Here is a 26,687-nt window from a genome sequence, read left to right on the forward strand (position 1 = left end):
CAAAATTATGGCACTGATCGCGACTTCGCAAAAAAAGGTGGTAATCGGCATCGGCGCTACGGGCGTTTCGGTGGTGCGCTACCTGTTGCGCGGCGGTCACACCCCCGTGGTTGTGGACAGCCGCAGTCAGCCGCCGGGGCTAGAGGCTTTCCGCCATCAGTTTCCCCAGTTGACACTGCAGACGGGTCCACTGGACCCGGCAACCCTGTTGTCCGCAAGTGAGATTATCGCCAGCCCCGGTGTGGCGTTGAGCCAACCGGCGCTGGTCCAGGCGGCCGGGGCCGGGATTCCCATTGTCGGTGACATAGAACTGTTTGCGCGGGAACTGGACGGACTGGCACACAAGCCGCAAATCGCCGCCATTACCGGTTCCAACGGCAAGAGCACCGTCACAACCCTGCTCGGCAGGATGGCCGCGGAGGCGGGGACAAGGGTAGGTGTCGGCGGCAATATCGGCGTGCCGGTGCTGGATATGCTGGAGCAGCCGTTGCCACAGCTGTTCGTTCTCGAGTTGTCCAGTTTTCAGTTGGAAACCACTTTTTCCCTGGCGCCCGACGTGGCGACGATCCTTAACCTCAGCGCGGATCATATGGACCGCTATGCGGACATGGCCGCTTACCACAGTGCCAAGCAGCGCATATACCGGCACGCTGGGCAGGTGGTAATCAATCGGGCGGATTCCCTCACGCGGGCTCCGCTGAACACTCATATGCGCGAGTGGAGTTTCGGTCTGGACAAGCCGGACCTGCACCAGTTCGGGATCGAACACAGGGGCGGACAGGAATGGCTGGTGCAGGGTACAGAGCCCTTGATGCCGGTCTCTGAGCTGGCGCTGGTGGGGCGACACAATGTCGCCAACGCCCTGGCGGCCCTGGCCCTGGGAAATGCGCTGGGGTTGGCGTTCGAGCCGATGCTCAGTGTGCTGCGCCGTTTTAACGGCCTGGCTCATCGCTGCGAAAGGGTTGCGGATCTGGAACAGGTGGTATTCGTCAACGATTCCAAGGGAACCAATGTGGGCGCGGCCTGCGCCGCGGTGGAGGGGTTGGCCGACGAGCGGCGCAAGGTGGTATTGATTGCGGGAGGCGACGGCAAAGGTGCCGATTTCTCGCCCATGGCCAAAAGTGCCGGCAAGCTGCGGGCCCTGGTGTGCACTGGGGCCGACGGAGAAAAAATTGCCAGTGTATTCGCCGGCAAATGCCCGCTGCTGCGCGCGCACTCCATGGAGGATGCGGTAGCGAAAGCCTACGCACAGGCGCGGGCCGGGGATTATGTGCTGCTCTCCCCCGCCTGTGCCAGCTTCGATAGGTATCGCAATTTCGAAGAGCGGGGTGAGGATTTTCGCCGCGCCGTCACCGCCCTTATGGACACGGCTCCCGCGGGAGGTGCGCCGTGAGTTGGCGGCAGGGAATTTTGCCCCAGGGCGGTCAGCAGTCCGTAGCGATTTTGCTGTTTTGTGTGCTTGCGCTCGCCAGCATCGGCATAGTGATGGTGGCGTCGGCTTCAATCGCATTTGCGGCCGACGTCTACGGCGATCCCTGGTTTTTCCTCAAGCGGCACCTGATATTTTTGTCGCTGGGCATCGCCGTGGCGGCCATTGTCAGTCAGATTCCCCTGTCGGTCTGGTCGCGGCTCTCCTGGCCGCTGTTGTTTTTTTCCTGCCTGCTGTTGCTGCTGGTGTTGATCCCCGGTATTGGCCGCGAGGTAAACGGCAGCCGCCGCTGGTTGATGTTCGGTCCGGTCACAGTGCAACCGGCGGAAGTGGCCAAATTCTGTATGCTGATTTTCTTTGCCAGTTTCCTCACCCGCCGCAATCAGCGCCTGCGCCACTGGAGCAGTTTTATGGTGCCGGTGGTCATTCTCGCCTGGGTGGCTGCGCTGCTGCTGTTGCAGCCGGATTTCGGCTCGGTGGTGGTGATTTCGGGAACCGCACTGGCGATGGTGTTCCTGGCCGGGGCGCGGCTGCCCCACACCTTCGCACTGGTGGGACTGGCCGCCGGTGCACTGGTGGTTATGGCACTGGTGAGTCCCTATCGCCTGCAGCGCCTGACCACATTTCTGGATCCGTGGGGCGATCAGTTTGCCAGCGGCTACCAGCTGACCCAGTCGTTAATCGCCTTTGGCCGCGGTGAGTGGTTTGGCGTCGGGTTGGGGAACAGTGTGCAGAAACTGTTTTACCTGCCCGAGGCCCACACGGATTTTATCTTTGCAATTTTGTCCGAGGAATGGGGCCTGGCCGGGGGCCTGCTGGTGATCTCCCTGTTCGCCCTGCTCACCTGGTCACTGTTGCGCCTGGTTCGCAGTGCACTGGATCGGGGGGAGATATTTCCCGCACTGCTGGCGTTTGGTATTGCCGTTCTGCTGGCGAGCCAGGCGTTCGTCAATATGGGGGTGGCGTCGGGCCTCCTGCCCACCAAGGGGTTGACCCTGCCGTTTGTCAGTTCGGGCGGAAGCAGTCTGGTGGTTTGCTGCGCACTGTTTGCACTGGCACTGCGGGTACAGATGGAAGTCTCCCAATCCGCCGCCGGGAAAAAATCGCCCAAGGGTGTGGCCCGCCCGCTGCCGATCGTCAATCCAGTGCAGTTGGGTGACCGGCAACTGGAAGGGGAGGCCGCATGATGATGACGAATCGCAGTGCGGTACCGGACGACGGGCTTTTTGCGGGGCGCAAATTTCTGTTGATGGCCGGCGGTACCGGCGGCCATGTGTTCCCCGCACTGGCAGTTGCCCGTGCCCTGGAACAGAGAGGTGCACGGGTCGAATGGCTGGGTACACAGGGCGGCATAGAGGCACAGCTGGTCCCGGATGCGGGTATACCGCTGCACACCATTGCTGTTGAGGGTGTGCGGGGCAAGGGCAAGCTGGCACTGTTGAGAGCGCCGCTGCAGATTGCCCGGGCACTGGGTCAGGCAATGGCTTTAGTGAAGAAAGTTAACCCGGACGCGGTGCTGGGATTCGGCGGATTTGCCACGGGACCGGGCGGGGTGGCGGCGCGGCTGCGCGGCATACCCCTGGTCATACATGAACAGAATGCCGTGGCCGGCACCACCAATCGCCTGCTGGCCCCGCTGGCGACCCGGGTTCTGGAGGCATTTCCCAGCGGTCTGCGCAAGGGGCGGCAGGTGGGCAATCCTGTGCGTGCAGAGATAGCGCAATTGCCGGCGCCGGAGCAGCGGATCGGGACAGGGTCCCATCCCCGCCTGCTGGTACTGGGGGGAAGCCTGGGTGCTTTGGCGATCAATGAAGTGGTCCCCCAGGCCATAGCGCTGCTGGAGGAAGCTATTCGCCCCCATATTGTCCACCAGGCGGGTCAGCGTCACCTGGATATCGCCGCCGCCACCTATCGCAAGCTGGGGGTGGAGGCGGAAGTGGTGCCGTTTATTACCGATATGGCCCGGGCCTATGGTCAGGCCGATCTGGTTATCTGTCGCGCAGGGGCGCTGACGGTGTCGGAAATCGCCGCAGCGGGTGTCGGGGCAATCATGGTGCCTTTCCCCTTCGCGATCGATGACCACCAGAAAAAAAATGGCGATTGGCTGCAGCGTGCCGGTGGCGCCCTGGTGATGCCGCAGGACGCGCTGAGTGCGGAGAAACTTGCAGTGAAGTTACAGCAGCTTTTCGCACAGCCGGAAGAACTGCTGCAAATGGCGCGGGCGGCGAGAAGTGTCGCCAGGCCGGATGCCACCGAACAGGTGTTGGCGAATTGTGCTGAAGTCCTGGGGCTGGGTGCGACCGGGCGCGGGGAGGTGATTTGAATATGTCTTTGCAAGTGCCGGTGGAGAAAAACGGCTACAGGGTGCCGGCGATGCGCCGTATCCGCCGCATTCATTTTATCGGTATTGGCGGTGCCGGTATGAGCGGCATAGCCGAAGTGCTGCAGAACCAGGGCTATGAAGTGTCGGGCTCGGATTTGCGCACCTCATCGGTGACTGAGCGCTTGCGCAAGCTGGGGGTCGCGGTGCAGATCGGCCATGCGGCGGAGAATATTCAAGGCGTGGATGTAGTGGTGAATTCGTCCGCTGTGCACGAGGACAATGCGGAACTGGTGGCCGCGCGGGAAAACCGCATACCCGTGGTGCCCCGGGCGGAGATGCTAGGTGAGCTGATGCGTTACCGCTATGGCATCGCCGTGGCGGGGACCCACGGCAAGACCACTACCACCAGCCTGATCGCCTCTATTTTTGCCGCCGACAAGAAGGATCCCACCTTTGTTATCGGCGGGCTGGTTAATGCGGCCGGGGCCAATGCCGCTCTTGGAGCCAGCCGTTACCTGATTGCGGAAGCGGATGAGAGTGATGCATCTTTCCTGCATTTGCAGCCCATGGTCACGGTGGTCACCAATATCGACATGGATCATATGGAGACCTATGGAGGTGACTTCGAGAAGGTAAAGCAGATCTTCGTCGACTTTGTACACAATCTGCCGTTTTACGGCCTGGTGGTGGCTTGTGGTGACGATCCCCATGTGCGCGCGGTGATACCGCAATTTTCCCGCCCTGTCTCCACTTACGGTTTTGAGGAGGGCAACGACTACCGGATTCTGAATGTGAATCAGGAACCGCTGCGCAGCCATTTTAAGGTGCAGCGACCCGGCGGCGATCTATTGGAAGTGTGCGTGCAGACGCCGGGTATCCACAATGTGCTCAATGCGACCGCGGCGATTGCGGTGGCCACTGAAGAGGGTGTCAGCGACGAGGCCATCAAGGAGGGCCTGCGGAGCTTCCAGGGTGTGGGGCGCCGCTTTCAGATCTACGGCCATTACGCGGTTAGCGACATCGACGGGGCGCACAAGGTGATGCTGGTGGATGACTATGGTCACCATCCGCGCGAGGTGGCGGCCACCATACAGGCGGTGCGCGACGGCTGGCCGGAGCGACGTCTGGTGATGATCTACCAGCCGCACCGCTACACCCGTACGCGGGATTTATTCGAGGATTTTGTACAGGTGCTGTCGCAGGTGGACAAGCTGGTGCTGTTGGATGTTTACAGCGCTGGCGAAGCGCCGATCCCCGGTGCCGACGGTCGCACCCTGGCGCGCAGCCTGCGCAATCGCGGTCAGGTGGACCCGATTTTTGCCGAGGTGATAGAGCAGGTGCCGCCGATCCTTGCGGACTTGTTAGAACCCGGGGACATAGTGCTGACACAGGGGGCCGGCAACGTCGGCGCTCTGGCACAGAAGCTCGCCGAGTGGCGGCTGGGAGACAATGACGGTTAAGCGGGTGGCGAATTCGCCGGGTAAGAAGGCGGCCGTCAAAAAAACGCGGGGGCGGGGAGCGAGTCGCCGCCCTGAAAAGCAAGGGCATACCGGTATGGGCCGGGTGCCAAAGTTGCTTTTGCTGGCGGTTGCGTTGGTCGCTCTCGTCGCCGGTGTCGGTTATGCAGGCCTGCAGGGCTGGCGTCAATTTCCGATCGGCGGACTGGTCGGGGCGAAAGCGCTGGAGCAGGTAGAGGTGAGGGGGCCGTTTCGCGCGGTTTCCCAGCGCGAGATCGAGGAGATGCTACTGCCGTTCCTGGGGCGGGGTTTCTTCTCGGTGGACATCCAGGGGATGCGGGCCGCCCTGCTGCGGCACCCCTGGATCACCGCGGCATCGGTCAGTCGCCGCTGGCCCCGCGGCGTCGAGGTGGTGGTGCAGGAGGCGCGGCCCCTGGCGGTGTGGGGCGGCGACCAGCTGCTGGTGGCCAGCGGTGCATTGCTGCCGCGGCCGCCGGGCATGGTCACCGGGCGGCTGCCGGAACTGGCCGGTGACGAGGAACTGGTTGAGCAGATTATGTCGCAGTACCAGGCACTTGCGGGGCTGCTGACCGCACGGGATATGGAAGTGAAACGGTTGACGTTTGACGACCTGGCCGGATGGCAGTTGGAACTGGTGTCCGGCATTGAGTTGTATCTGGGGCACGATGAGTTGTTGGAGCGAATCAACCGCTTTCTCAACTTGAGCCGCGGCGTATTGGCTCCGTACCTGGCAAAGGTTGCGCGGGTGGATACCCGCTATAGCAACGCTGTGGCGGTGCAGTGGAGAGAGCGGAAGGAGTAGTAACCCACTGGGGGTTGGTGTCGGCCCGGGCGCAGAGGCAGGGATGAGAATTGGTTAAGCTGGTGTCAAACAGGTTTTTTGGCAGGCTGTTGGAAAAGTGGTTTTCAGCAATCTTTCAGGGACTGTTTGGCGATCGATTTGGTAATGGCGGGCACAGAGCTTGGGCCCAAGCCGGAATTGGAAATGCGGTTCTGAGTACAGTTCAGCGAGGTTGGCAAAAAGATGACGCAAGCAACTGATCAGCGCATGATCGTTGGTCTCGATATCGGCACATCAAAGGTGGTCGCCATTGTCGGTGAAGTTTCCGGCAATGGGGAACTGAATGTGGTCGGTATCGGTTCCCATCGATCCACCGGAATGAAAAAAGGTGTGGTGGTGAACATCGAGTCCACCGTGCAGTCGATTCAGCGCGCGGTGGAAGAAGCTGAGCTGATGGCCGGCTGTGAAATTCACTCGGTTTATGCGGGCATCGCCGGCAGCCATATCCGCAGTCTCAATTCTCACGGCATCGTAGCGATCAAAGACCGGGAGGTGACCCAGCAGGACCTGGACCGGGTAATTGACGCAGCGCGCGCGGTGGCGATTCCGGCGGACCAGAAAATTCTGCACACATTGCCGCAGGAATTCCTGATTGACAACCAGGAGGGGGTGAAAGAACCCCTGGGCATGTCCGGTGTGCGCCTGGAAGCCAAGGTACACCTGGTGAGCGGCGCGGTAAACGCCGCGCAGAATATCGAAAAGTGTATTCGTCGCTGTGGCCTCGAAGTGGAGGACGTCATTCTCGAGCAGCTGGCCTCCAGCCACTCGGTACTGACGGACGATGAGAAAGAGCTGGGTGTGTGCATGGTGGATATTGGTGGAGGCACCACCGATATTGCCGTCTTCACCGGCGGTGCCATTCGCCATACGGGTGTGATCCCCATCGCCGGCGACCAGGTGACCAATGATATTGCCATGGCACTGCGCACCCCGACTCCCCACGCCGAGGACCTGAAAATCAAATACGCCTGCGCGCTGGCGAAGCTGGCCGGCGAAGGGGAGACCATCAAGGTGCCCAGTGTCGGCGACCGGGCGCCGCGGGACCTGTCCCGCCAGGCACTGGCGGAAGTGGTGGAGCCCCGCTACGACGAACTCTTTACCCTGGTGCAGGCGGAGCTGCGCCGCAGCGGTTTCGAGGATTTGTGTGCGGCGGGCGTGGTGCTCACCGGCGGCTCGTCAAAGATGGAGGGGGCGGTCGAGCTGGCGGAGGAGATTTTCCACATGCCCGTGCGGCTCGCAGTGCCGCAGGGTATCGCGGGGCTGACGGACATAGTCAGCAATCCGATTTATTCCACCGGGGTCGGTTTACTGATGCACGCCATGCAGCACGAAGGGGTTGAGGCGGGCGGCCGGACACCGACACACGGCGAGAACCAGTGGTGGGACAAGGTGAAGCACTGGTTCCGGGGCAATTTGTAAACGAGTTGAGATCGGCGCTGCGGTCGCTGTGTCGCGGCGCTGAATATCAAGGACTGAAGAAAGAATTTGGCATGAGCAAGAAAAGGGGAACAGCAATGTTCGAACTAGTGGACAGCGTACAGGACAAGCCTGTCATCAAAGTAATTGGTGTTGGCGGTGGCGGAGGTAACGCGGTCAAACATATGATCGTCAGTGAGGTGGAGGGCGTGGATTTTATCTGCGCCAACACCGACGCCCAGGCGCTCAAAGATGTTCAGGCGCGCACCATTCTGCAATTGGGCAATAACATCACCCGCGGTCTGGGCGCCGGCGCCAACCCGGATGTGGGGCGCCAGTCGGCGCTGGAGGACCGGGAGCGTATCGCCGAGGTTCTGCAGGGCGCGGATATGGTGTTTATCACCGCGGGCATGGGCGGCGGCACCGGTACCGGCGGGGCGCCGGTCGTCGCCGAGATCGCCAAAGACCTGGGTATCCTGACCGTGGCGGTGGTGACCCGCCCGTTCAAGATCGAGGGGCGCAAACGCGGGCAGGTGGCCGAAGAGGGCATCCTGGAACTGCGCGACAAGGTGGACTCCCTGATCACCATCCCCAACGACCGCCTGCTGGAGGTCTTGGGAACCAAGATCACCATGAAGGCCGCCTACAGCGAAGCGGACAATGTGCTGCTGGGTGCGGTGCAGGGTATCGCCGACCTGATGATCCGGCCCGGCATCATGAATGTGGACTTCGCCGATGTGCGCACTGTGATGTCCGAGATGGGCATGGCGATGATGGGTTCCGGTGCCGCGGTGGGAGAGAGCCGCGCCCGCGAAGCGGCGGAAAAGGCCGTGCGCAGTCCCCTGCTGGACAATGTCAATCTGCAGGGTGCGCGGGGTATTCTGGTCAACATCATCACCGGCAGCGAGGAGAGTGGCTGTCAGGAACTGACCCTGGGGGAATACTCCGAGGTGGGCGAGATAGTGCAGGAAATCGCCTCGGATGACGCCACCGTCGTCATAGGTACCGCCGTGGATGACAAGCTGGGTGACGAGATGCGCGTTACCGTGGTGGCCGCCGGGCTCGGCGATGGTGTTCAGCAGGCGCCGCGGCCGGCCAAATTGGTGGAAACCGGTCGTCGCGGGGAACTTCGCGAGACCCGCGAAGGTCAGAGTGCTCGCGCCTCTCTCGGCGTGCGGGAAAGTGCCGACACTCGGACCCGTGCGGAGAGCGAGCGCCCCAAGCGCCCAGCGCCGTCTCTCAATGACCCGGATGATCCCGATCTGCGGTATCTGGATATTCCGGCCTTCCTGCGCCAACAGGTGGACTAGTCAAGTCAGGTCCCGGCGTCACTTAGAGACGGCAACAGCACCGCTCATGCCGGCCGGCTCCCCGGGGCCGGCAGCTGTCTCGGTGGCGCTCAATACAGCGACCGGCCAGTCCGGTCGTCGCTGCCGGAGACCGGGCCTGTGCCCGGTTTATCCGGGCGACAGGGATGATGACTGCTCAACCCGCCTCTGTGGCCCTATCATAGATGCAGTTTGACCGGTTGGCGCCGCAGTTTTTGTGTGGCTATGCTGGATTAGCAGGTGCGGAAAAAGGGATAACCGCCAAAAACCGATGACTGCCGGACGAACAATAGTTTTGGCGTTAGATTTCTGGTACTATCGGCCGCTTGCTGTGGCCCCTGTGCCAGTCCCACCTACCGGAAAATGATGGTTTCATGATCAAACAGCGCACACTCAAAAATGCTATTCGCGCCACAGGCGTGGGTCTTCACACGGGCAAGAAAGTCGTGTTGTCCCTGAAACCGGCGCCCGCGGACACCGGCATAGTGTTTCGTCGCACAGACCTGGACCCGGTGGTCGAGATAGAGGCCCGGGCCGAGAATGTAGGTGACACATTGCTTTCCACCACCCTGGTGAAGGATGACGTGCGGGTGGCCACCGTCGAGCATCTGCTGTCCGCCATGGCCGGCCTGGGCATCGACAACGCCATCGTTGAGTTGAGTGCGCAGGAAGTTCCGATTATGGACGGCAGTGCCGGTCCCTTCGTATTCCTGATTCAGTCGGCGGGCATCCAGGAGCAGTCGGCACCCAAGCGGTTTCTGCGGATCAAGAAGCCGGTTACCGTTGAGGAGGGCGACAAGGTTGTCAGCTTCCTGCCTTTCAACGGATTCAAAGTCACCTTTACCATCGACTTTGATCACCCGGTATTCCAGGGCCGCAACCTCACCTCCTCAGTGGACTTCTCCAGCACCTCCTTTGTGAAGGAAGTCAGCCGCGCGCGCACTTTCGGCTTTATGCACGAAATTGAATACCTGCGCTCCAAGGGCCTGGTGCAGGGGGGCAGTGTGGACAATGCGGTGGTTATCGACCACTACCGCATCCTCAACGAAGGCGGCCTGAGGTACGAGGACGAGTTTGTGAAGCACAAGATACTGGATGCCATCGGCGACCTGTATCTGCTGGGAACCAGCCTGATCGGTGAGTACAAGGCGTACAAATCCGGTCACGCGCTCAACAACAAATCCCTGCGCAGCCTCATCGCGCAGACGGATGCCTGGGAAATGGTGACCTTCGAGGAAGAGGAAGAAGCGCCCATCTCCTATGTGAAGCCAATACTGGCAGTTTGAATCACACACAAAGCCGGCAGAAGTGCCGGCTTTTTGCCGATGGCCTGTTGAAAAGGGTTTTTCGGCAACCCACTTAGAAGTATGGTCCGGTAGTAAAGAGTACAGTCGCAAATGCCATTGGAAAGGCGTGAGTGGAACGAAGTGCACAGAAGCGACCGCGGTTACGGTGCGACAATAATTACGACAACAAAAAAGTCCCAACTCTACAACAACGCCTGATATGAAAGTAATTTTCGTCAACGAGCGCAGCGGCGTTTCCCGCAGCCTGAACTTCGGTGGCCTCAGCAGAGCCCTGCTGGGGCTGTGCCTGTTGGGTCTGCCCGCCACCGCCTTCTGGCTGGGTATGAATATCCCCGTGGCGGAAAGCGACACCTTTGACGCCCGCACCGTAAAGGCCTGGAACAAGGCCCTGCGCAAGCAGCAGGCGCAGATAGACAGGGCGGATCGCGAGGCCCGCGAGCAGCTCACCGCTGTCACGGTGAAGCTGGCGGAAATGCAGGCCCGCCTGACCCGTATCGACGCCCTGGGGGAACGCCTCACCACTGTAGCCAAACTGGACGAGGGGGAGTTTCAGTTCGGCACCCCCCCCGCCGTGGGCGGCCCGGAGGATCCGGGCATAGCCGGGGCCTCCGAACTGCCCTACCAGCCCCCCGAGTTTCTGCAGGCACTGGATGACCTGTCCGGCGAGATCGAAGACCGGCAGATGCAGTTGACCACCCTGGAATCCCTGCTGGCGGAGCGCCAGCTGCAGGACGAGCAGTTTATCGCCGGCCGCCCTATCGGCCGCGGCTGGATGTCGTCCCGCTACGGTTACCGCACCGACCCCTTCAGCGGGCGCCGCTCCTGGCACAAGGGAGTTGATTTCGCCGGCAAGAAAGGCTCCGATGTGGTGGCGGTGGCCGCCGGTGTCATCACCTGGGCGGAGGAGCGCTATGGTTATGGCCAGCTGGTGGAGATCAACCACGGCAATGGTTACAAAACCCGCTATGGGCACAACAGCAAGCTCAAGGTCAAACTGGGCGATGTGGTCAAGAGGGGCCAGGTCATAGCCCTGATGGGGTCCAGCGGCCGTTCCACCGGCCCCCATGTACACTTCGAGGTGTACAAGAACGACCGCCCGGTCGATCCCGCCAGCTACATCCGCCGCACCGGCCGCTAGCAACTACTCTTCCCTGTGCGCAGCGCTGCCGCTGGAGTTGCCAGCCGCAGCGCCTTCCTGTTTACTTGCACCCCAACCCGGTACCGCCGCCCGGCCCCGGCTTTGAACCGGCGCCCCAGATGGCCGCTACCGCACTACAGAATTGAGTGGTTACTGAATAATGATTGGCAAACTGATAAAGACGGTCTTCGGTTCAAAAAATGACCGCGAGTTGAAGCGCATGCGCCGTGCAGTCGTAAAGATCAATGCGCTGGAAGACGAATACAAACAGCTGGACGACGCCGCCCTGAGAGCCAAGACGGATGAATTCAGGCAGCGCCTCGGCGCCGGCGAGACCCTGGCCCAGCTGTTGCCGGAGGCCTTCGCCGCAGTGCGCGAGGCCGGTCGCCGCTCCCTGGGTTTGCGCCACTTCGATGTACAGTTGATCGGCGGCATGACGCTCCATGAAGGGCGCATCGCCGAGATGCGCACCGGTGAGGGCAAGACCCTGGTGGCCACACTGCCGGCCTACCTGAACGCGCTGGAAGGCAAGGGCGTGCACATAGTTACCGTCAACGATTATCTCGCCAGCCGGGACGCCAACTGGATGCGGCCGGTGTACGAGTTTATGGGTATGTCCGTGGGGGTCATCGTCTCCAATCAGAACCCCGAGGACAAAAAAACCGCCTACCAGGCCGATGTCACCTACGGCACCAACAACGAATTCGGTTTCGACTATCTGCGCGACAATATGGTGTTGCGGCGGGAGGACCGCAGTCAGCGCCCGCAGAACTTCGCCATCGTGGACGAGGTGGACTCTATCCTCATTGACGAGGCGCGCACCCCGCTGATTATTTCCGGTGCCGCGGAGGACTCCTCCCACCTCTATGTGGCCATGAACAAACTGGTGCCGCAGTTGCAGCGGTCTGTGGACGGGGGCGAAGGCCACTATTCGGTGGACGAGAAGACCCGCCAGGTGGAAATGACCGAAGACGGCCACCAGCTGGTCGAGGACCTGCTGGCCCGCAGCGGCCTGATACAGGAGGACGAATCCCTGTACGCCCCGGGCAATCTGGGCCTGCTGCACCATGTGCACGCAGCGCTGCGGGCCCATGTGCTGTTCAACAAAGATGTGGACTATATAGTGCAGAATGGCCAGGTGGTGCTGATCGACGAGCACACAGGCCGCACCATGCCCGGCCGGCGCTTGTCCGAGGGTTTGCACCAGGCGCTGGAGGCCAAGGAGGGGGTGCAGATCCAGAGCGAGAGCCAGACCCTGGCCTCCACCACCTTCCAGAACCTGTTCCGCTTCTACCCCAAGCTGTCCGGCATGACCGGTACCGCCGACACGGAGGCGTTCGAATTCCGCCAGATATACGGCCTCGACGTAGTGGTGATTCCCACCAACATGCCGGTGCAGCGGGACGATCGCAACGACCTGGTATACCTGAGCAAAGAAGAAAAGATGGAAGCGGTGATCACCGACATCGAGGAGTGTCGGGACAAGCAGGCGCCGATACTGGTGGGTACCGCCTCCATCGAGACTTCCGAGGAAATGTCCCGGCGTCTCACCAAGGCGAAGATCAAGCACCAGGTGCTGAATGCCAAGTACCACGAAAAGGAAGCGCAGATCATTGCCCAGGCCGGTCGCCCCGGCACCGTCACCATCGCCACCAATATGGCCGGGCGCGGCACCGACATAGTGCTGGGGGGCAACTGGGAGGCGGAAATCGCCGAGTTGCGCGAACAGCAGGGGCGGGAGCCCACCGAAGCCGAGGTGGCGGAGATAAAGGCGGCCTGGCAGCAGCGCCACAATACCGTGATCGAGGCCGGCGGCCTGCATATTATCGGCACCGAGCGGCATGAATCCCGCCGCATCGACAACCAGCTGCGGGGCCGCGCCGGGCGCCAGGGGGACCCGGGTGCAACCCGTTTCTACCTGTCCCTGGAAGACAGCCTGATGCGGATTTTCGCCTCCGAGCGGGTAAAGAATTTTATGCAGATGCTGGGGATGGAGCGGGGCGAGGCTATAGAGCACCGGATGGTTTCCAACGCCATCGAAAAAGCCCAGCGCCGTGTCGAGGGCCGCAACTTCGATATCCGCAAACAGCTGCTGGAGTACGACGACGTCGCCAACGACCAGCGCCAGGTGATCTACAGCCAGCGCAACGAACTGCTGCAGGCGGACAACATCAGCGACACCATCACCGCTGTTCGCGTCGACGTGGTCAACGAACTTATCTCAGGCCATGTGCCCCCCCAGAGTGTCGAGGAGCAGTGGGACATTTCCGGCCTGGAGAAGCAGCTGACCGCCGAAATGGGTGTGCCCCTGCCGGTGCAGCAGTGGCTGGACGAGGACCGCACCCTGCACGAGGAGAGTCTGCGGGAGAAAATCACCACCTCAGTACAGGAAGCCTACGATGCCAAGGTGACCCGTATCGGCGAATCCACCGGCGATACCGGGCTGATGGCCACCATCGAACGGCAGATTATGCTGCAGGTGCTGGACCAATTGTGGAAAGAGCACCTGGCCAGCATGGATCACCTGCGCGCCGGTATCGGCCTGCGCGCCTACGCCAACAAGAACCCCAAGCAGGAGTTCAAGCGCGAGTCCTTCCACCTGTTCCAGAGTCTGCTGGACAACCTCAAGCATGAGGTGATTCGCGTGCTGGCCCATGTGGAGCCCATGACCCGCGAACAGATGGAGGAAATGGAGCAGCGCCGCCTGGAAGAGCAGCGCCGCCAGCAGCTGGAATTGCAGCACGCCCAGGCCAGCGCCCTGCCCGAGGCCGGCGACCAGCCGGCGCCACCGCCCCAGGAGCCGGTGCGCCGCGGACCCAAAGTGGGGCGCAATGACCCCTGTCCCTGCGGGTCCGGCAAAAAATACAAACAGTGTTGCGGCAAGCTGGTGTCGTCCCCCCAGAGTTAAGCCGCGATTCCTGTATTGACCCAAAGGCCCCGCTCAGCGGGGCCTTTTTCGTCAACGAATACCGATTTAATGCGGCACAGGGATGTGCCGTAGCCGCGCTGGGTTAAGGGCCACAATTCAATGGGTGGAGAAACATCTCTTGGATTGCCGTGTTAATAGTATCTGCGGATATTTAAGTGAATTCCGCAGATAAATTTGGAAATGCCTTGAGTCCCCGAATTTCAGGGGAAATAATAGCGACCCTTCATCGGGCGCAGGGGTCGGCAGTCTGCTGAAAAGCCCCGTCCCGGGTACAGGCAACCTTAGGGAGACAGAAAGGCACTATGACGGAAATAGCGTCCATCGCCGGAGTCCGGCTGGCCAGCGTAGCGGCCAATATCAAACCCTGGAACCGGGATGACCTGGTGCTGGTGGCGCTGGACCCGGGTGCGGCCGTGGCTGCCACCTTTACCCGCAACAGTTTTTGCGCCGCCCCGGTGACTGTGGCGAAGGAGCACCTTTGTAGCGGTGGCGTGCGGGCACTGCTGATCAACGCCGGCAATGCCAATGCCGCCACCGGAGAGCGGGGCATCGCCGATGCCCGCGCCTGCTGCGCCGCCGTGGGCCGGGCGTTGCAGCTGCCGCCGGAACAGGTACTGCCCTTCAGTACCGGTGTGATCGGCGAACCCCTGCCTTTGGAAAAGCTGCTTGAAGCCATACCAGTGGCCGCCTCGCGGCTGGCTGCAGATGGCTGGAGTGATGCCGCCCGGGCCATTATGACCACCGACACCCGCCCCAAACTGGCCCAGCGCAGTGTCACACTGGATGGCGAGACCATCAGCGTGGTGGGCATGGCCAAGGGTTCGGGCATGATTCAGCCGAATATGGCTACCATGCTGGCCTATGTGGCCACCGACGCCGATATAGAACCGCAACTGCTGCAGTCACTGCTGCGGGAATCGGTGGCGGCATCCTTCAACCGTATCACCGTGGATGGGGACACCTCCACCAACGACGCGGCTGTATTGATCGCCAGCGGCACCGCCGGGCCGCGGCTGGATAAGGCCGACGATGACAACTACCGGCGCCTGCGGGACGCCATTGTCCAGGTACATGTGGAGCTGGCCCAGGCCATAGTCCGGGACGGCGAAGGGGCCACCAAGTTTGTCACCGTCCAGGTGCGGGGCGCCGCATCCAGTGACGAAGCTTTCAAAGTGGCCTTTGCGGTGGGGGAGTCACCGCTGGTCAAGACCGCCCTCTACGCCTCGGACCCCAACTGGGGACGGCTGGTGATGGCCGTGGGTAATTCCGGTGTGGAGGGGCTGGACCCCTCCAGGGTCAACCTCTTTGTGGATGAAGTGCAGCTGGTGGCCGGCGGCGGGCTGGCGCCCGGCTATACGGAGGAGGCGGGCCAGCGGGTGTTTGCCCGGCCGGAATTCACCATCACCGTGGACCTGGGCCGCGGCGGGGCGGCGGAACATATCTGGACCTGCGACCTCTCCCGGGACTATGTGGCCATAAACGCCGAGTACCGCAGCTGATGTGGGTGCATGTGGCGGTGGGCGCAGTGTACCGGCAGGGCGCCATCCTGATCGCCCGGCGCCATGCCCACCGGCATATGGGGGACCGCTGGGAACTGCCCGGCGGCAAGGTGGAGGCGGGTGAAACCGCAAAACAGGCACTGACCCGCGAACTGCGCGAGGAAGTGGCCATTCGGGTTACGCAGCTCCAACCCCTGGTGGAGATCCGGCACGACTACGGCGACAAGCGGGTATTGCTGGATACCTGGTGGGTCACCGGTTTCGACGGCGAGCCCAGTGGCGCCGAGGGTCAGGAAGTGCGCTGGGTGCCGGTGGAATCCCTGGGGGAGTTTCGCTTTCCCGACGCCAATCTGGCCATTATCGAAGCGATCCGCGCACAGGTCCTAGCAGGCTGTTGAAATTCGAAGAATTTCGACGCCTGGTACCGGAATATGGAGGTTCCGGCAAAATCGGCGACGCCTGAGTCGTTGATTTTGCGAGAAAAGTGAAAATCACATTTTTCGCTTTTCGTGTTTTGAAACAGGCGGGATGCCTTTTTCAACAACCTTATTAGTGCTGGGAGGGGTCCAGATCCCCGCTGAGCAGATCATCGTACACCGGCTGGCCGGGAATCCGGTGCGACTCGCTGGCCCAGTCCCCCAGGTCCATCAGCTGGCAGCGCTCGCTGCAAAAAGGCCGGTGGGGGTAATCAGCACTCCAGGTAATCGGCCGCTTGCAGCTGGGGCAGGGGAGTGTCGGTGTCGGGTCGGAAGTGTCCTGCGGCATAAAATCTCATCTCTTGTCTGACGCGGCCAGTTGCAGATAGCGCTGGTGCAGTGGTTGCACTTGCCGCTCCAGGTCACCGGAATCCCCGCTATTATCCAGCAGGTCGTCGGCGCGCGCCAGCCGCTGGGCGCGGCTCAGCTGCGCCGCCATAATCTTGCGGATCTGCACCGGGTCGGCGCCATCCCGCCGGCAGGCGCGCTCCAACTGGAGCTGCTCCGGCAGGTCCACCACACAGATTCGCCGCACCAGCTGGTCCTGGCGGGACTCGATCAGCAGTGGCGACTCCAGCATCGCATAGGGGCTTTTGCTCACCTGCAGGGCGGCGATAATCTCCGTGCGGATCAGCGGGTGCAGCAGTCCCTCCAGCCAGCGGCGCTGGTCCGGGTCGTCGAACACCAGGCGGCGCAGGCAGGCGCGGTCCAGTTCGCCGTTTTCCAGCAGTACTTCGGTGCCGAAACGGGCCGCGATTTTTTCCAGCGCCGGCCGGCCCGGCTGCACCACAAGGCGCGCCGCCTGGTCCGCGTCCACCACATGCACGCCCAGGGCCCGGAAGCAGGCCGCCGCGGCGGACTTGCCGCTGCCGATACCGCCGGTCAGGCCAACTGTGTACATAGGGTGCTTTCCTAGGGCCTGTTGACACTAACTGAGACAGCCCTGCTGCCACTGGTTTTGTGGCCTGCAAGGCAGGAATTGCGCTGTGTGGTGGGCCCACATAAGCAATTTCTAACGCCGCAGGGCGCGAAACCAGGGGCAGCCCTTCGGGTTGTGCCGGAAAAGGCGCCACTCTTCGTTGCTCGTCGCTCATTTGGAACAACCAAACCGCTCTCCTCTTGCCTCGATTGGCACCTTTTCTGTCACAACAGGGCCAACTCAGTTAGTGTCAACAGGCCCTAGCTGGGGTGGTTTTGCATCATTGCGCAGATTTTCATCGGCCACAATCCAATCGATACGGGTTCAGGGTTGAATTGCCGGATTAACGCGGCACAGGAATGTACCGCCGCTGGTCGAAGGCCAGCGCGAGCCCTTGAAAAACAAGCAATTTCGCGTAATTGCGCAGATTTTCAAGGCGACAATCCAATCGATGAGGGACCATCGATTGGATTACCAAAGGAACCATCGATTGGATTACCAAAGGAACCATCGATTGGATTACCAAAGGAACCATCGATTGGATTACCAAAGGGACCATCGATTGGATTACCAAAGGGAAAAATACCAGCTCATAATCTCCGCCCCCCACAGCATCGCAATCCAGCCGGCGCCGGCCAGGTAGGGGCCGAAGGCGATGGGCAGGCGGCGGTCGCGGCCGGCCACCAGGCTCCAGGTAATCCCCGCCGCGGCGCCCACGGCGGCGGACAGCAGAATCACCAGCGGCAGCAGCTGCCAGCCAAACCAGGCGCCGATGGCCGCCAGAATTTTAAAATCCCCGGCCCCCATACCCTCCTTGCCGGTCACCAGTTTGAACAGGTGGTACACCAGCCACAGGGACAGGTAGCCGGCCATGGCGCCAATCACCGCATCCTGCAATGGGGCGAAGAGCCCCCAGATATTCACCAGCAGCCCCGCCCACAGCAGTGGCAGGGTGATGGTATCCGGCAGCAGCTGTTTGTCGAAATCGATCCCGGTAAGCGCCACCAGCGCCCAGGTGAAGCCGCAGGCCGCCAGTGCCTGCCAGGTGAAACCCAGTTGCCAGACCACAATGGCGGTAAGCAGGCCGGTGGCCAGTTCCACCAGCGGATAGCGTTTGGAAATGGGCTTGCCGCAGTGGCGGCAACGTCCCTTCAGCGCCAGGTAACTGAGTAGGGGCACATTGTGCCAGGGCTTGATTTCCGCTTCGCAGTGGGGACAGTGGGAGTGGGGCAGAAATAGATTAAAGGGCGTGTCCAGCAATTGCTGTTCCGCCGCATCCGGCTGCTGGCCAAAATAGTCGAAGAAATCCCGTCGGTAGGCCCGCTCCATTATTATGGGCAGCCGGTGGATCACCACATTGAGAAAACTGCCAATCAGTAGCCCCAATACAAAGGCGCCACCGACCTGCAGTGTTTGGTGGGAGAGAAGGGTCTCCAACATAGGCTATACAACCTGGCCCAGCTGGAAGATGGGCAGGTACATGGCGATCATCAGGCCCCCCACCAGTATCCCCAGCACCGCCATAATCATGGGTTCCATCAGGGTGGTGAGGTTGTCCACCATATTGTCCACCGCCTCCTCGTAGAAGTCCGCCGCCTTGGCCAGCATATCGTCCAGGGCACCGGACTCCTCGCCGATGGACGCCATCTGCACCAGCATACTGGGGAAGAGACCCGAGGCGCGGATGGCGTTGTTGAGGGGAATACCGGTGGCGACGGAATCGCGGATATTCAGGGTGGCCTTCTCGTAGACGGAATTGCCGGTGGCGCCGGCCACCGACTGCAGCGCATCGATCAGGGGCACGCCGGCGGCAAAGGTGGTGGACAGGGTCCTGGCAAAGCGGGCGGCAATGGAGTTATAGGTGATCTGGCCGAAAATGGGCAGCCGCAGAATCAACCGGTCGAAGAACTCCGCCACTTTTTTGTTCCGTTTCTTGGCCTCGATAATGCCGCCGATGCCCAACACCACAGCGATCAGGAGTATCAGCCAGTGCTCCTGCATCCACTCGGACATTCCCACCACCATCTGGGTAAAGGCGGGCAGGTCGGCTCCAAAGCTGGAGAAGGTCTCGGCGAATTGCGGCACCACCTTGATCAGCAAAATGGAGGTCACCACTATGGCCACCACCACCACTGCGATGGGGTAGGTCATGGCCTTTTTGATCTTGGCCTTGAGGGACTCGGTTTTTTCCTTATAGGTGGCGATGCGGTCCAGCATGGTTTCCAGTGCCCCCGATTGTTCGCCGGAGGCCACCAGGTTGCAGAACAGATTGTCAAAATACAGAGGATGCTTGCGCAGGGCTTCCGCGAAGGGCATACCGGAGGCCACATCGTCGCGGATCTTGAATATCAGTTCCTTGACCCCATCGTTGTCCAGGCCGTCGGCCACTATCTCAAAGCTCTGCACCAGCGGCACCCCGGCCTTCATCATGGTGGCCATCTGGCGGGTGAAGAGGGCGATATCCGCCGGCTTGACCTTTTTCTTGCCGCCAAACAGGGGTTTGGGTTTCTTTTGCACGCGGGCGATGATCCCCTGCCTGCGCAGCTGGGCTTTCACCAGCGCGGGAGTGGTGCCGTTGATCTCGCCTTCAACCTTGTTGCCCTTGCTGTCCACACCCTTGTAGACATAGGCGACTGCGCTGGCATTGGCCATAGTGAGGCTTCCCCTTGTTATTCTGGCTTGGTGCGGCGGTCCGCACCCTGAGTGAACTGTCTGTGGCTATTTTTGGCTATTTGTGTTTAAAAAGCTGGGCTGTCTAATCACTGGTCACCCGGTTGGCCTCCTCCAGGCTGGTGACCCCCAGCGCCACCTTGCGCAGGGCCGAGGTGCGCAGGTCGTTGAACCCTTCCTGTTTCGCCTGGTCGGCGATCTGAATGGAATTGCCGCCCTCCATTATAATGCGGGAGATGCCGTCGGTGATGCGAACCACTTCATAGACCCCCACCCGACCCTTGTAGCCATCGGAGCAGTGTTCACAGCCCACCGGCTGGTGGAGTTTCCACTCCTGCCGGGGAATAGCGACCACATCGAAACCCTGGTTTTTCAAAACCTCCTCCGGCAGGTTGACGGGCTTTTTGCACTCGTTGCACAGGCGGCGCGCCAGCCGCTGGGCGATAATCAGGCTGACGGAAGTGGCGATATTGAAGGTGGGCACCCCCATATTCATCAGTCGCGTCAGTGTCTCCGGGGCGGAGTTGGTATGCAGAGTGGACAACACCAGGTGCCCCGTCTGCGCCGCCTTGATGGCGATCTCGGCGGTTTCCAGGTCGCGGATCTCGCCCACCATAACGATGTCCGGGTCCTGGCGCAGGAAGGAGCGCAGCGCCTCGGCGAAATTGAGGCCCACCTTGGGATTTACATTGACCTGGTTGATGCCCTCCAGGTTGATCTCCACCGGGTCCTCGGCGGTGGAGATATTGCGCTCCGGAGTGTTGAGGATATTGAGCCCGGTATAGAGGGAGACGGTCTTGCCGGAGCCGGTGGGCCCGGTCACCAGAATCATGCCTTGGGGCTGGGCCAGGGCATCCATATAGAGCTTTTTCTGCTCGTCCTCATAGCCCAGGGCGTCGATCCCCAGCTTGGCCGATGACGGGTCCAGAATCCGCAGCACGATTTTCTCCCCCCAGAGGGTGGGCAGGCTGTTGACACGGAAATCGATGGCCTTGGTCTTGGACAGCTTCATCTTGATACGGCCGTCCTGGGGCAGGCGCCGCTCGGAAATATCCATCCGGGACATCACCTTCAGCCGGGCGGAGATCCGCGATGCCAGTTGGATAGGGGGGCGGGCCACCTCCTGCAACACCCCGTCGGTGCGCAGACGCACCCGGTAGGTTTTTTCGTAGGGTTCGAAGTGTATATCCGAGGCACCGCCGCGGATAGCGTCCAGCAGCACCTTGTTCACGAACCGCACCACCGGCGCCTCGTCGCCAACGGTGTCATCATTATCCCGGGTCTCGGGGGCCTCGGCCCCCACTTCCAGCCCCTCCAGCTCCTCGTCGTCCAGGCCCTCCAGGCCGGCCCCCATATCGCTGTTGTCGGACAGGTAGCCGTCGATGGCCTTGGCCAGCTTGTCCGCCTCCACCAGCACCGCGTCGGTGTTGAGGCCGGTATTGAAATTGAATTCGTCCAGTCCGGACAGGTTGGTAGGGTCGGCCACCGCCACAAACAACCGGTTGCCCCGTTTGTACAACGGTAATGCGAAATGTTTGCCGATCAACCGCTCGTCGACAATATCCCTGGGGATCAGGTCAAAGTTGTAGCTGCCCAGATCGAACAGGGGCGAGCCGAACGCCTGGGAGGCAATCAGGGCCAGCTCGCGGCTCTTTACCAGCTTGGCCTCCACCAGGTGTTGGGCAAAGGTCTGGTTTTCCCGCTTGGCGGCCTTGGTGGCCGACAGGGCTGTGGACTCGTCCAGGACCTGGTCCGCCACCAGCCGCTTGGCCAGGCCGTTGAGGGGGGTACTGCTCATGATTCTGATCTGGCTCAAGATAGTTGTATTTTTAATGGGCTGGGCCAGTGCGAATCCGGTGCGAAAAAAGCTGCGGCCCGGGGCCAGCCCAGGTCCAACTATAACCAAACCCGCCGGTATCGCCAATCGGCGCGGCTCCCGCTTTTATCCTTATCTATGTCCTATCGAGCAAAACCAACTTCTCTAAGCGTTCCCAATATATCTCTGGAAAATCTGCAACTGCACCCGGGTAAGCCTTGACGGTTTGGGGATTAAAGTGACGTTTTTTGTCACTATCTGAGTTAAAAGGCCAAAATGGAAGTTTTTTGCTTAAAAAACAGGCAAAAATGCACTATTACCGGGTAAAACCCCGCTTGCGCAAATTGGCACAAAGATTGTATTGTTGAATGCGATTTCCTAAGGGGAATTTAGAACAACGAACTCGAATCACAATGTCTGTATGGAGACGGTTACAATGAAAAAACAACAGGGCTTTACACTCATAGAACTGATGATCGTGGTGGCGATTATCGGTATTCTGGCCGCAGTGGCGCTGCCGGCCTACCAGGACTACACGATCCGTGCCCGCGTATCCGAGGGGCTTAGTCTGGCATCCGGAGCCAAAGCAACAATCGCTGAAAATATTGCCAATGGTGGCGGTAATATTGTAGCTAGTGGTAATTACTGTAACGGAGTTAATACATTCACAACAGCAGTAGGAAGTGTTGCGAGTATGGCCTGTGAAACAGCAACTGGTAAGATTACCGTCACCATGGATACCAATGCTGCTGCAGGCGTTATATTGGACATTACTCCTACCGCTGGCGCTAACGCTAGTGGTATTACCTGGCAATGTAAAGTAACAGATTCTGCTAAAAGTAAATATGTTCCTGCGGAGTGCCGCAGTACTGCTGCTGCTCCTGGTCCTGCTCCTGGTCCTACCCCCTAACACTGGGTCAAAACTTCTTTGTCAAGACTACCTGGTTTCCGGGTGGTCTTGGCATTTGGAGGTTCGGGATTGTAAACGTGTTGTGGAGCAAGTTTTTAAGTTATTCCGATAAGCTCTACTTTCTATTGTAAATACTAACTCTACTAGATAGCCGCGGGCTTATGGCATATTCAGAATCACTCGCTATAACTACTGGGAACTCTGGATCAAAGGGGTTGATAGGGCCTGCAACAGATAGTTTTTTTGTTTTTGGCCTGTCTGGCATTGTTTTTATTCTCTTTCTATTGTTCGGTGAGTCTTTGAAAGAGGGAGATTGGTGGTATACCAGTTGGCTATTGGCCTTTCTTATTAATTCGCCACACTTTTTGATAAGTTATTTGCTATTTTATCGCTTACATAAAGGGCTGTTATTTAAACAGTTGCCGTTTTTTTCTGTGGGCATTGCTGTTCCTCTAGTATTGTTAAGCTTGTTTTTGGTACTTGGTTTTTCGCAGCGTACGGATTTGCTTGTAGTGCCGCTATTTGTCATGTTTTTCCTAGTGGGTTGGCACTATATCAAACAATGCTTTGGGTGCTTTATTATTTTAAATGGAATGAATGGGGTTAAATTGTCTCTTGTAGAGCAGTCCTTCTTAAAGTATTCTCTCTTTTTACTGTGGTTTTGCTCCTTCTTTGCACTGTTTTCAAATCTAGAGGTTGAGAGCCAGTTTTGGAATTATGATTATGTGGTGCCTGCAATCCCAAGGCCTGTCCTATCTATAGCGGAATTTTTGGGTTACCTGAGTCTGGGGTTGGTTTCAGGTTGGTTGCTTTATCGTCGTGCATCTGGCGTTAAGGATACGTTTTCGGCAGTTTTGGCACTTATATCGGCCTATGTTTGGTTATTGCCTTTGTTTAGGCTGCCCGGATTTGCTCTTTTTATTCCCCTTTTTCACTCTCTGCAATATATGCTCTTTTCGCATGTTTTAGTGGTTAATGAGGAAAAGGCCCGGGATGCAGGGAGTGGTTATCTTAAGCCGGTAGTTTTGTTTTGGTGGGGGCCCGCCTTTATTTTGGGCGCCTTGTGCTTTCATTTTGTGCCCGATATTTTGGATAAATCTTTTTCGGAGATAAGTGAGGCATTTGGAGGCTTGTTTTTCTTAATTGCCTTTGTTCTTTTTATAAATATACATCACTATTTGATTGATAGTGTAATGTGGAAAGGAAAAAATACTATTGTAAGGGAGAGATTGCGTCCAATTTCTTAAAGCTTGCTTGGACTAATTCTTGTAGAATTGTAGACGGAGCTCGCGGCACAACAATTCAAAATGTATTCAGCATGGTAATGTCAAGCTAGCGAATTCCGCACCTAACAAGCACCACTCCTTGTCGAGCCGAATATGGTTGAAAATGCCGAGCCTTGCCAAACTATTTTATCCTTTCCATAGCCTTCTCATATGTGAAAATCGCTGAGTTGGGCAAGGGGGTAGGCTGAATATTTCTGTCACTTCAAAAAAAGTGTCGTAAATTTTCTGGCAAATCCTATTTTCCAATCACTGCGGAGGCAAAGATTAGCCCCAACAGTATGGGTACATTAAGACATGTATCAATTTTCTGGCAGCCCAAGTGGGGCTGGATCGTCAATATTTGTAGTGTTGTAGCTGGTCATAATCGTAACTGGGTATTTTATATTTCTCTCGGATAGGTAAATGGCGCCTCGGAAGTCGGGAAGGTAATGCAAAAACCCACCTTCCCCCCGATTGGGAGGCTCCCGAGATGGTCATGATAGTCTGCGGGCTTGATGAAATCTGGCAACTTGTTATTGATCCTGGGATGGGAACTTTGGAGGTTCCAAATAGAGTAAGACTGGGGTATATAATGGGCTAGCTAGTTGGTGTAAACAAGATCCTGGCTGTTAATATGGGGTTAAACAGAGGGCTATTAAATTGTAGTAGGATTTGGCATAGTCAGGAGTATAATAGTATTTGACCGGTTCAGAAGCTGGACTCATTTCTGAGCGATTTGTCGAAACTTAATGAATGTGTAATCGATTTGGTATTTCTCAAGCGAGATAAAAGTAAGACGTATGAGATATATAAGGAAGTTTTTTCAGCTCATGCACTTAAGGGAAATGGTTACGTTTCCTTATAATATGATTTTTTTATTTCTATCTCCGTGATACTCTGGAGTTTACGGATGCTTTCTCGATCCAGGCTAACTATAATGTGCCATAAAATAAGGGCGGGAAAATTGATCTATAAAGTTTTTTTTATTTTCTTTAGCTTTTCTTTTTTGCCGGTACAGGCCAGTGCTTCTTGCGAGGATTTCTATCTTGGTTTTTTTGTCGATCGTCAATCGGCAGAAAATGCGGTATATAATGCGTCGGGTGCAGGGGCTGATGTGGAAATTGCAGTAACTGGTATTATTCCAGATGGGGCTCTGAATGCTTCATTTATAACAAAAAAAAACCGCATAATTGATGGGGTAATTACTTGGATATGGCATTTTAAATGCGAAAGTGTTGCACCATTGCCGGGTTATGAGTATCAAGCTTTTTATGCACACTGGGCAAGGGCTGGCTGTCCTGTAGGAAGCTCAGCCTCATCAGAAAGTGGCAATCTGTGTGTTTGTGCCTCCGGGGAGATTAATCCTGATACCCAGTCCTGTGAAATGCCTAACTGCCAATCCCCAACCATTTACAACGACGATACCGCTCTTTGCGAAAAGGAATGCCCGGCAGACAAGCCCTGGTCCGAAGCCGCAAGGGACTGTGTAGCTCCACCGGAACCCGATAACTGTAGCAGTCAGGCCGGCAACCCCATTAATTTTCTTAGTGGCCATAAACTGCAGCGGGAACTGGTTTTTGCGGCCAATGGGGATTTTCCCCTGAGTTTTTCCTGGTTTTACAACAGCTTTGGCAATCATAGCAAAAGCGGCGCTGGTTACAGCCTGGGTTCGGTTGCCGGCGGGACCATAGTACACTCTGAGCAGCCGCTGCCTGCCGGAGAGGAACCTATCACCCTGCCGTTGGACAGGGACCCTGCTTTGGAATATACCGGTGATGCCTCAAAGCAGTGGCGCCATAACCACAGCTATTTCCTGGCCCATTACACGTTAGCGGATGGGGTAACGGAAAGGGTGATTGCCTACCGTCCCAATGGCAGTGACCTGCATTTTGTCAATGAGAGCGGAGTCTTTGTGGCCCTGGCCAACCGCAACTGGCAGGTGACCAGGGACCTGGATGCAGAGCTGCAGCCCCTGGGCTGGACGCTAAGAGTGGATGGTTTTACGGAGCGCTATGATATAGCTGGGCGCATCCTGCGGATGGAGAACCAGCAGGGCGAAGGTATCAGTTACACCTACGATGGCAGTGGTGCCCAGCAAACCTCAATCGCCGATAACAATGGCAACAGCATCACCCTGGCCTACACGGATGGTCAGTTGACCCAGATCACCCGCAATGACAACTCTGTTTACCAGTTTGCCTACACCGGTAATGATTTGCTGCATTCCATCACCTTCCCGGGTATTAGCACGCCGCAACGGCTTTTTCGTTATGAAGACAGCCGCTTCCCCAATGCGCTGACCGGTGTTACAGATGAAGCCGGTGCGATCTACAGCAGCTTTGCCTATGACGACTTGGGGCGGGCCATTCGCACCGAGCACAATGGCGGCGCCGAGTCGTTGGATGTGGCCTATGTGGATGCCGATACCCGGCGCCTGACCAATGCCCTGGGCAAGCAGACCAGCTATCACTATGGGGATATAGATGGAGTCAAGCGTATTGTCTCCATCGATGGCGAAGCTTCGGCCAACTGTGCGGCGGCCAACAGGGCCTACACCTACGATAGCAATGGTTTTGTGGCCACCGAGACCGACTGGGAAGGGAATATCACCAGTTTTACCCGGGACAACCTGGGTCGGGAGCTGAGCAGAACCGAGGCCGCCGGCACGCCGGAAGCCAGGACCGTCACCACCCAGTGGCACGCCACATTAAATCTGGTGCTGAAAATCACCACACCGGAATCGGTGACGGACTTTACCTACGACAGTTCGGGCCTTTTGCTGGGCAGCCAGACAACACCAGTAGTGGGACCCTAAAAGCAGCATTAACCCGGCAACTAACAGGTTGCTGAGAAAAGCCCTCCCTGGCTTTTCTCAGCCCGGGTTTGCGGCGCATGTCCGCAAACCCTCCACGACAAATCAAGCAGTTACACGCTTGATTTGCG

General features: G+C 58.6%; 20 protein-coding genes. 15 read left to right on the top strand and 5 right to left on the bottom strand.

Translation table 11 applies throughout. The features are described from left to right. Positions 1-7: 7 nt before the first annotated feature. From murD to mutT, 12 genes are all read left to right on the top strand, one after another. Positions 8-1,393, top strand: coding sequence for a UDP-N-acetylmuramoyl-L-alanine--D-glutamate ligase (gene murD / locus ABVT36_RS00990; protein WP_368454839.1), 1,386 nt, complete (start codon positions 8-10; stop codon positions 1,391-1,393). Continuing rightward, positions 1,390-2,616 carry a putative lipid II flippase FtsW gene (gene ftsW, locus ABVT36_RS00995; protein ID WP_368454840.1) on the top strand — a complete coding sequence of 409 codons (1,227 nt, stop codon included), beginning with the start codon at positions 1,390-1,392 and terminating at the stop codon, positions 2,614-2,616. The genes murD and ftsW overlap by 4 nt, the downstream gene beginning before the upstream one ends. Then, positions 2,613-3,752, top strand: a complete 1,140-nt coding sequence (murG, locus tag ABVT36_RS01000) for an undecaprenyldiphospho-muramoylpentapeptide beta-N-acetylglucosaminyltransferase (RefSeq protein WP_368454841.1) — start codon at positions 2,613-2,615, stop codon at positions 3,750-3,752. Before ftsW ends, murG begins: the two co-directional genes overlap by 4 nt. Positions 3,753-3,754: 2 nt before the next feature. Then, positions 3,755-5,212 (top strand): UDP-N-acetylmuramate--L-alanine ligase, encoded by a 1,458-nt coding sequence (gene murC, locus ABVT36_RS01005; protein WP_367148344.1) that lies wholly within the window; start codon positions 3,755-3,757, stop codon positions 5,210-5,212. Continuing rightward, the gene (locus ABVT36_RS01010; protein ID WP_368454842.1) at positions 5,202-6,032 is read left to right on the top strand and encodes a cell division protein FtsQ/DivIB; all 831 of its coding nucleotides are present in this window, start codon (positions 5,202-5,204) and stop codon (positions 6,030-6,032) included. The genes murC and ABVT36_RS01010 overlap by 11 nt, the downstream gene beginning before the upstream one ends. Positions 6,033-6,254: 222 nt before the next feature. After that, a complete protein-coding gene (gene ftsA / locus ABVT36_RS01015) occupies positions 6,255-7,490 on the top strand; it encodes a cell division protein FtsA (RefSeq protein ID WP_367148343.1) in 1,236 nt (411 codons plus the stop codon). A 95-nt stretch (positions 7,491-7,585) separates the two neighbouring features. Next, positions 7,586-8,797 (top strand): cell division protein FtsZ, encoded by a 1,212-nt coding sequence (gene ftsZ, locus ABVT36_RS01020; RefSeq protein ID WP_367148342.1) that lies wholly within the window; start codon positions 7,586-7,588, stop codon positions 8,795-8,797. A 392-nt stretch (positions 8,798-9,189) separates the two neighbouring features. Beyond that, on the top strand, positions 9,190-10,101 hold the full coding sequence (gene lpxC / locus ABVT36_RS01025; RefSeq protein WP_367148341.1) for a UDP-3-O-acyl-N-acetylglucosamine deacetylase: 912 nt from the start codon (positions 9,190-9,192) through the stop codon (positions 10,099-10,101). Positions 10,102-10,321: 220 nt separating this feature from the next. Continuing rightward, a complete protein-coding gene (locus ABVT36_RS01030; RefSeq protein WP_367148340.1) occupies positions 10,322-11,260 on the top strand; it encodes a M23 family metallopeptidase in 939 nt (312 codons plus the stop codon). Positions 11,261-11,420: 160 nt separating this feature from the next. After that, positions 11,421-14,168: a preprotein translocase subunit SecA gene (gene secA, locus ABVT36_RS01035; protein ID WP_368454843.1), complete on the top strand. Its 2,748-nt coding sequence runs from the start codon at positions 11,421-11,423 to the stop codon at positions 14,166-14,168. A 323-nt stretch (positions 14,169-14,491) separates the two neighbouring features. After that, positions 14,492-15,688, top strand: a complete 1,197-nt coding sequence (argJ, locus tag ABVT36_RS01040) for a bifunctional glutamate N-acetyltransferase/amino-acid acetyltransferase ArgJ (protein WP_368454844.1) — start codon at positions 14,492-14,494, stop codon at positions 15,686-15,688. After that, the gene (gene mutT, locus ABVT36_RS01045; protein WP_368454845.1) at positions 15,688-16,086 is read left to right on the top strand and encodes an 8-oxo-dGTP diphosphatase MutT; all 399 of its coding nucleotides are present in this window, start codon (positions 15,688-15,690) and stop codon (positions 16,084-16,086) included. The genes argJ and mutT overlap by 1 nt, the downstream gene beginning before the upstream one ends. Positions 16,087-16,237: 151 nt before the next feature. Here mutT and ABVT36_RS01050 read toward each other — a convergent pair whose 3' ends face one another. The 5 genes from ABVT36_RS01050 to pilB form a co-directional block, all read right to left on the bottom strand. Then, positions 16,238-16,453, bottom strand: a complete 216-nt coding sequence (locus tag ABVT36_RS01050) for a DNA gyrase inhibitor YacG (RefSeq protein WP_368454846.1) — start codon at positions 16,451-16,453, stop codon at positions 16,238-16,240. 6 nt (positions 16,454-16,459) lie between these two features. After that, positions 16,460-17,065, bottom strand: coding sequence for a dephospho-CoA kinase (gene coaE / locus ABVT36_RS01055; RefSeq protein WP_368454847.1), 606 nt, complete (start codon positions 17,063-17,065; stop codon positions 16,460-16,462). Positions 17,066-17,650: 585 nt separating this feature from the next. Next, complete coding sequence (locus ABVT36_RS01060; protein WP_368454848.1) at positions 17,651-18,523, bottom strand: A24 family peptidase; 873 nt, start codon at positions 18,521-18,523, stop codon at positions 17,651-17,653. 3 nt (positions 18,524-18,526) lie between these two features. Further along, a complete protein-coding gene (locus ABVT36_RS01065; protein ID WP_368454849.1) occupies positions 18,527-19,735 on the bottom strand; it encodes a type II secretion system F family protein in 1,209 nt (402 codons plus the stop codon). Positions 19,736-19,838: 103 nt separating this feature from the next. Next, the gene (pilB, locus tag ABVT36_RS01070) at positions 19,839-21,551 is read right to left on the bottom strand and encodes a type IV-A pilus assembly ATPase PilB (RefSeq protein ID WP_368454850.1); all 1,713 of its coding nucleotides are present in this window, start codon (positions 21,549-21,551) and stop codon (positions 19,839-19,841) included. A gap of 454 nt (positions 21,552-22,005) precedes the next feature. On the opposite strand from pilB, the gene ABVT36_RS01075 reads away from it, so the two are divergent. The 3 genes from ABVT36_RS01075 to ABVT36_RS01085 all read left to right on the top strand — a co-directional run bounded on the left by ABVT36_RS01075 (position 22,006) and on the right by ABVT36_RS01085 (position 26,559). Then, positions 22,006-22,479: a pilin gene (locus ABVT36_RS01075; RefSeq protein ID WP_368454851.1), complete on the top strand. Its 474-nt coding sequence runs from the start codon at positions 22,006-22,008 to the stop codon at positions 22,477-22,479. A 161-nt stretch (positions 22,480-22,640) separates the two neighbouring features. Then, positions 22,641-23,726 carry a hypothetical protein gene (locus ABVT36_RS01080; RefSeq protein WP_368454852.1) on the top strand — a complete coding sequence of 362 codons (1,086 nt, stop codon included), beginning with the start codon at positions 22,641-22,643 and terminating at the stop codon, positions 23,724-23,726. 1,402 nt (positions 23,727-25,128) lie between these two features. After that, positions 25,129-26,559, top strand: a complete 1,431-nt coding sequence (locus ABVT36_RS01085) for a DUF6531 domain-containing protein (RefSeq protein ID WP_368454853.1) — start codon at positions 25,129-25,131, stop codon at positions 26,557-26,559. Positions 26,560-26,687: the final 128 nt, after the last annotated feature.

It is taken from the genome of Microbulbifer sp. TYP-18, assembly GCF_040932045.1.
Taxonomy (GTDB): Bacteria; Pseudomonadota; Gammaproteobacteria; order Pseudomonadales; family Cellvibrionaceae; genus Microbulbifer.

Excerpts from the sequence above, each read along its gene's own strand:
- pilB (WP_368454850.1), bottom strand. The coding sequence starts at position 21,551 with ATGAGCAGTACCCCCCTCAACGGCCTGGCCAAGCGGCTGGTGGCGGAC.
- murG (WP_368454841.1), top strand. The coding sequence starts at position 2,613 with ATGATGATGACGAATCGCAGTGCGGTACCGGACGACGGGCTTTTTGCG.
- ABVT36_RS01010 (WP_368454842.1), top strand. The coding sequence starts at position 5,202 with ATGACGGTTAAGCGGGTGGCGAATTCGCCGGGTAAGAAGGCGGCCGTC.
- murD (WP_368454839.1), top strand. The coding sequence starts at position 8 with ATGGCACTGATCGCGACTTCGCAAAAAAAGGTGGTAATCGGCATCGGC.
- ABVT36_RS01080 (WP_368454852.1), top strand. The coding sequence starts at position 22,641 with ATGGCATATTCAGAATCACTCGCTATAACTACTGGGAACTCTGGATCA.
- ftsZ (WP_367148342.1), top strand. The coding sequence starts at position 7,586 with ATGTTCGAACTAGTGGACAGCGTACAGGACAAGCCTGTCATCAAAGTA.
- murC (WP_367148344.1), top strand. The coding sequence starts at position 3,755 with ATGTCTTTGCAAGTGCCGGTGGAGAAAAACGGCTACAGGGTGCCGGCG.
- ABVT36_RS01065 (WP_368454849.1), bottom strand. The coding sequence starts at position 19,735 with ATGGCCAATGCCAGCGCAGTCGCCTATGTCTACAAGGGTGTGGACAGC.
- ABVT36_RS01075 (WP_368454851.1), top strand. The coding sequence starts at position 22,006 with ATGAAAAAACAACAGGGCTTTACACTCATAGAACTGATGATCGTGGTG.
- ABVT36_RS01085 (WP_368454853.1), top strand. The coding sequence starts at position 25,129 with ATGCCTAACTGCCAATCCCCAACCATTTACAACGACGATACCGCTCTT.
- coaE (WP_368454847.1), bottom strand. The coding sequence starts at position 17,065 with ATGTACACAGTTGGCCTGACCGGCGGTATCGGCAGCGGCAAGTCCGCC.
- ABVT36_RS01060 (WP_368454848.1), bottom strand. The coding sequence starts at position 18,523 with ATGTTGGAGACCCTTCTCTCCCACCAAACACTGCAGGTCGGTGGCGCC.
- ftsA (WP_367148343.1), top strand. The coding sequence starts at position 6,255 with ATGACGCAAGCAACTGATCAGCGCATGATCGTTGGTCTCGATATCGGC.
- ABVT36_RS01030 (WP_367148340.1), top strand. The coding sequence starts at position 10,322 with ATGAAAGTAATTTTCGTCAACGAGCGCAGCGGCGTTTCCCGCAGCCTG.
- ABVT36_RS01050 (WP_368454846.1), bottom strand. The coding sequence starts at position 16,453 with ATGCCGCAGGACACTTCCGACCCGACACCGACACTCCCCTGCCCCAGC.
- argJ (WP_368454844.1), top strand. The coding sequence starts at position 14,492 with ATGACGGAAATAGCGTCCATCGCCGGAGTCCGGCTGGCCAGCGTAGCG.
- mutT (WP_368454845.1), top strand. The coding sequence starts at position 15,688 with ATGTGGGTGCATGTGGCGGTGGGCGCAGTGTACCGGCAGGGCGCCATC.
- lpxC (WP_367148341.1), top strand. The coding sequence starts at position 9,190 with ATGATCAAACAGCGCACACTCAAAAATGCTATTCGCGCCACAGGCGTG.
- secA (WP_368454843.1), top strand. The coding sequence starts at position 11,421 with ATGATTGGCAAACTGATAAAGACGGTCTTCGGTTCAAAAAATGACCGC.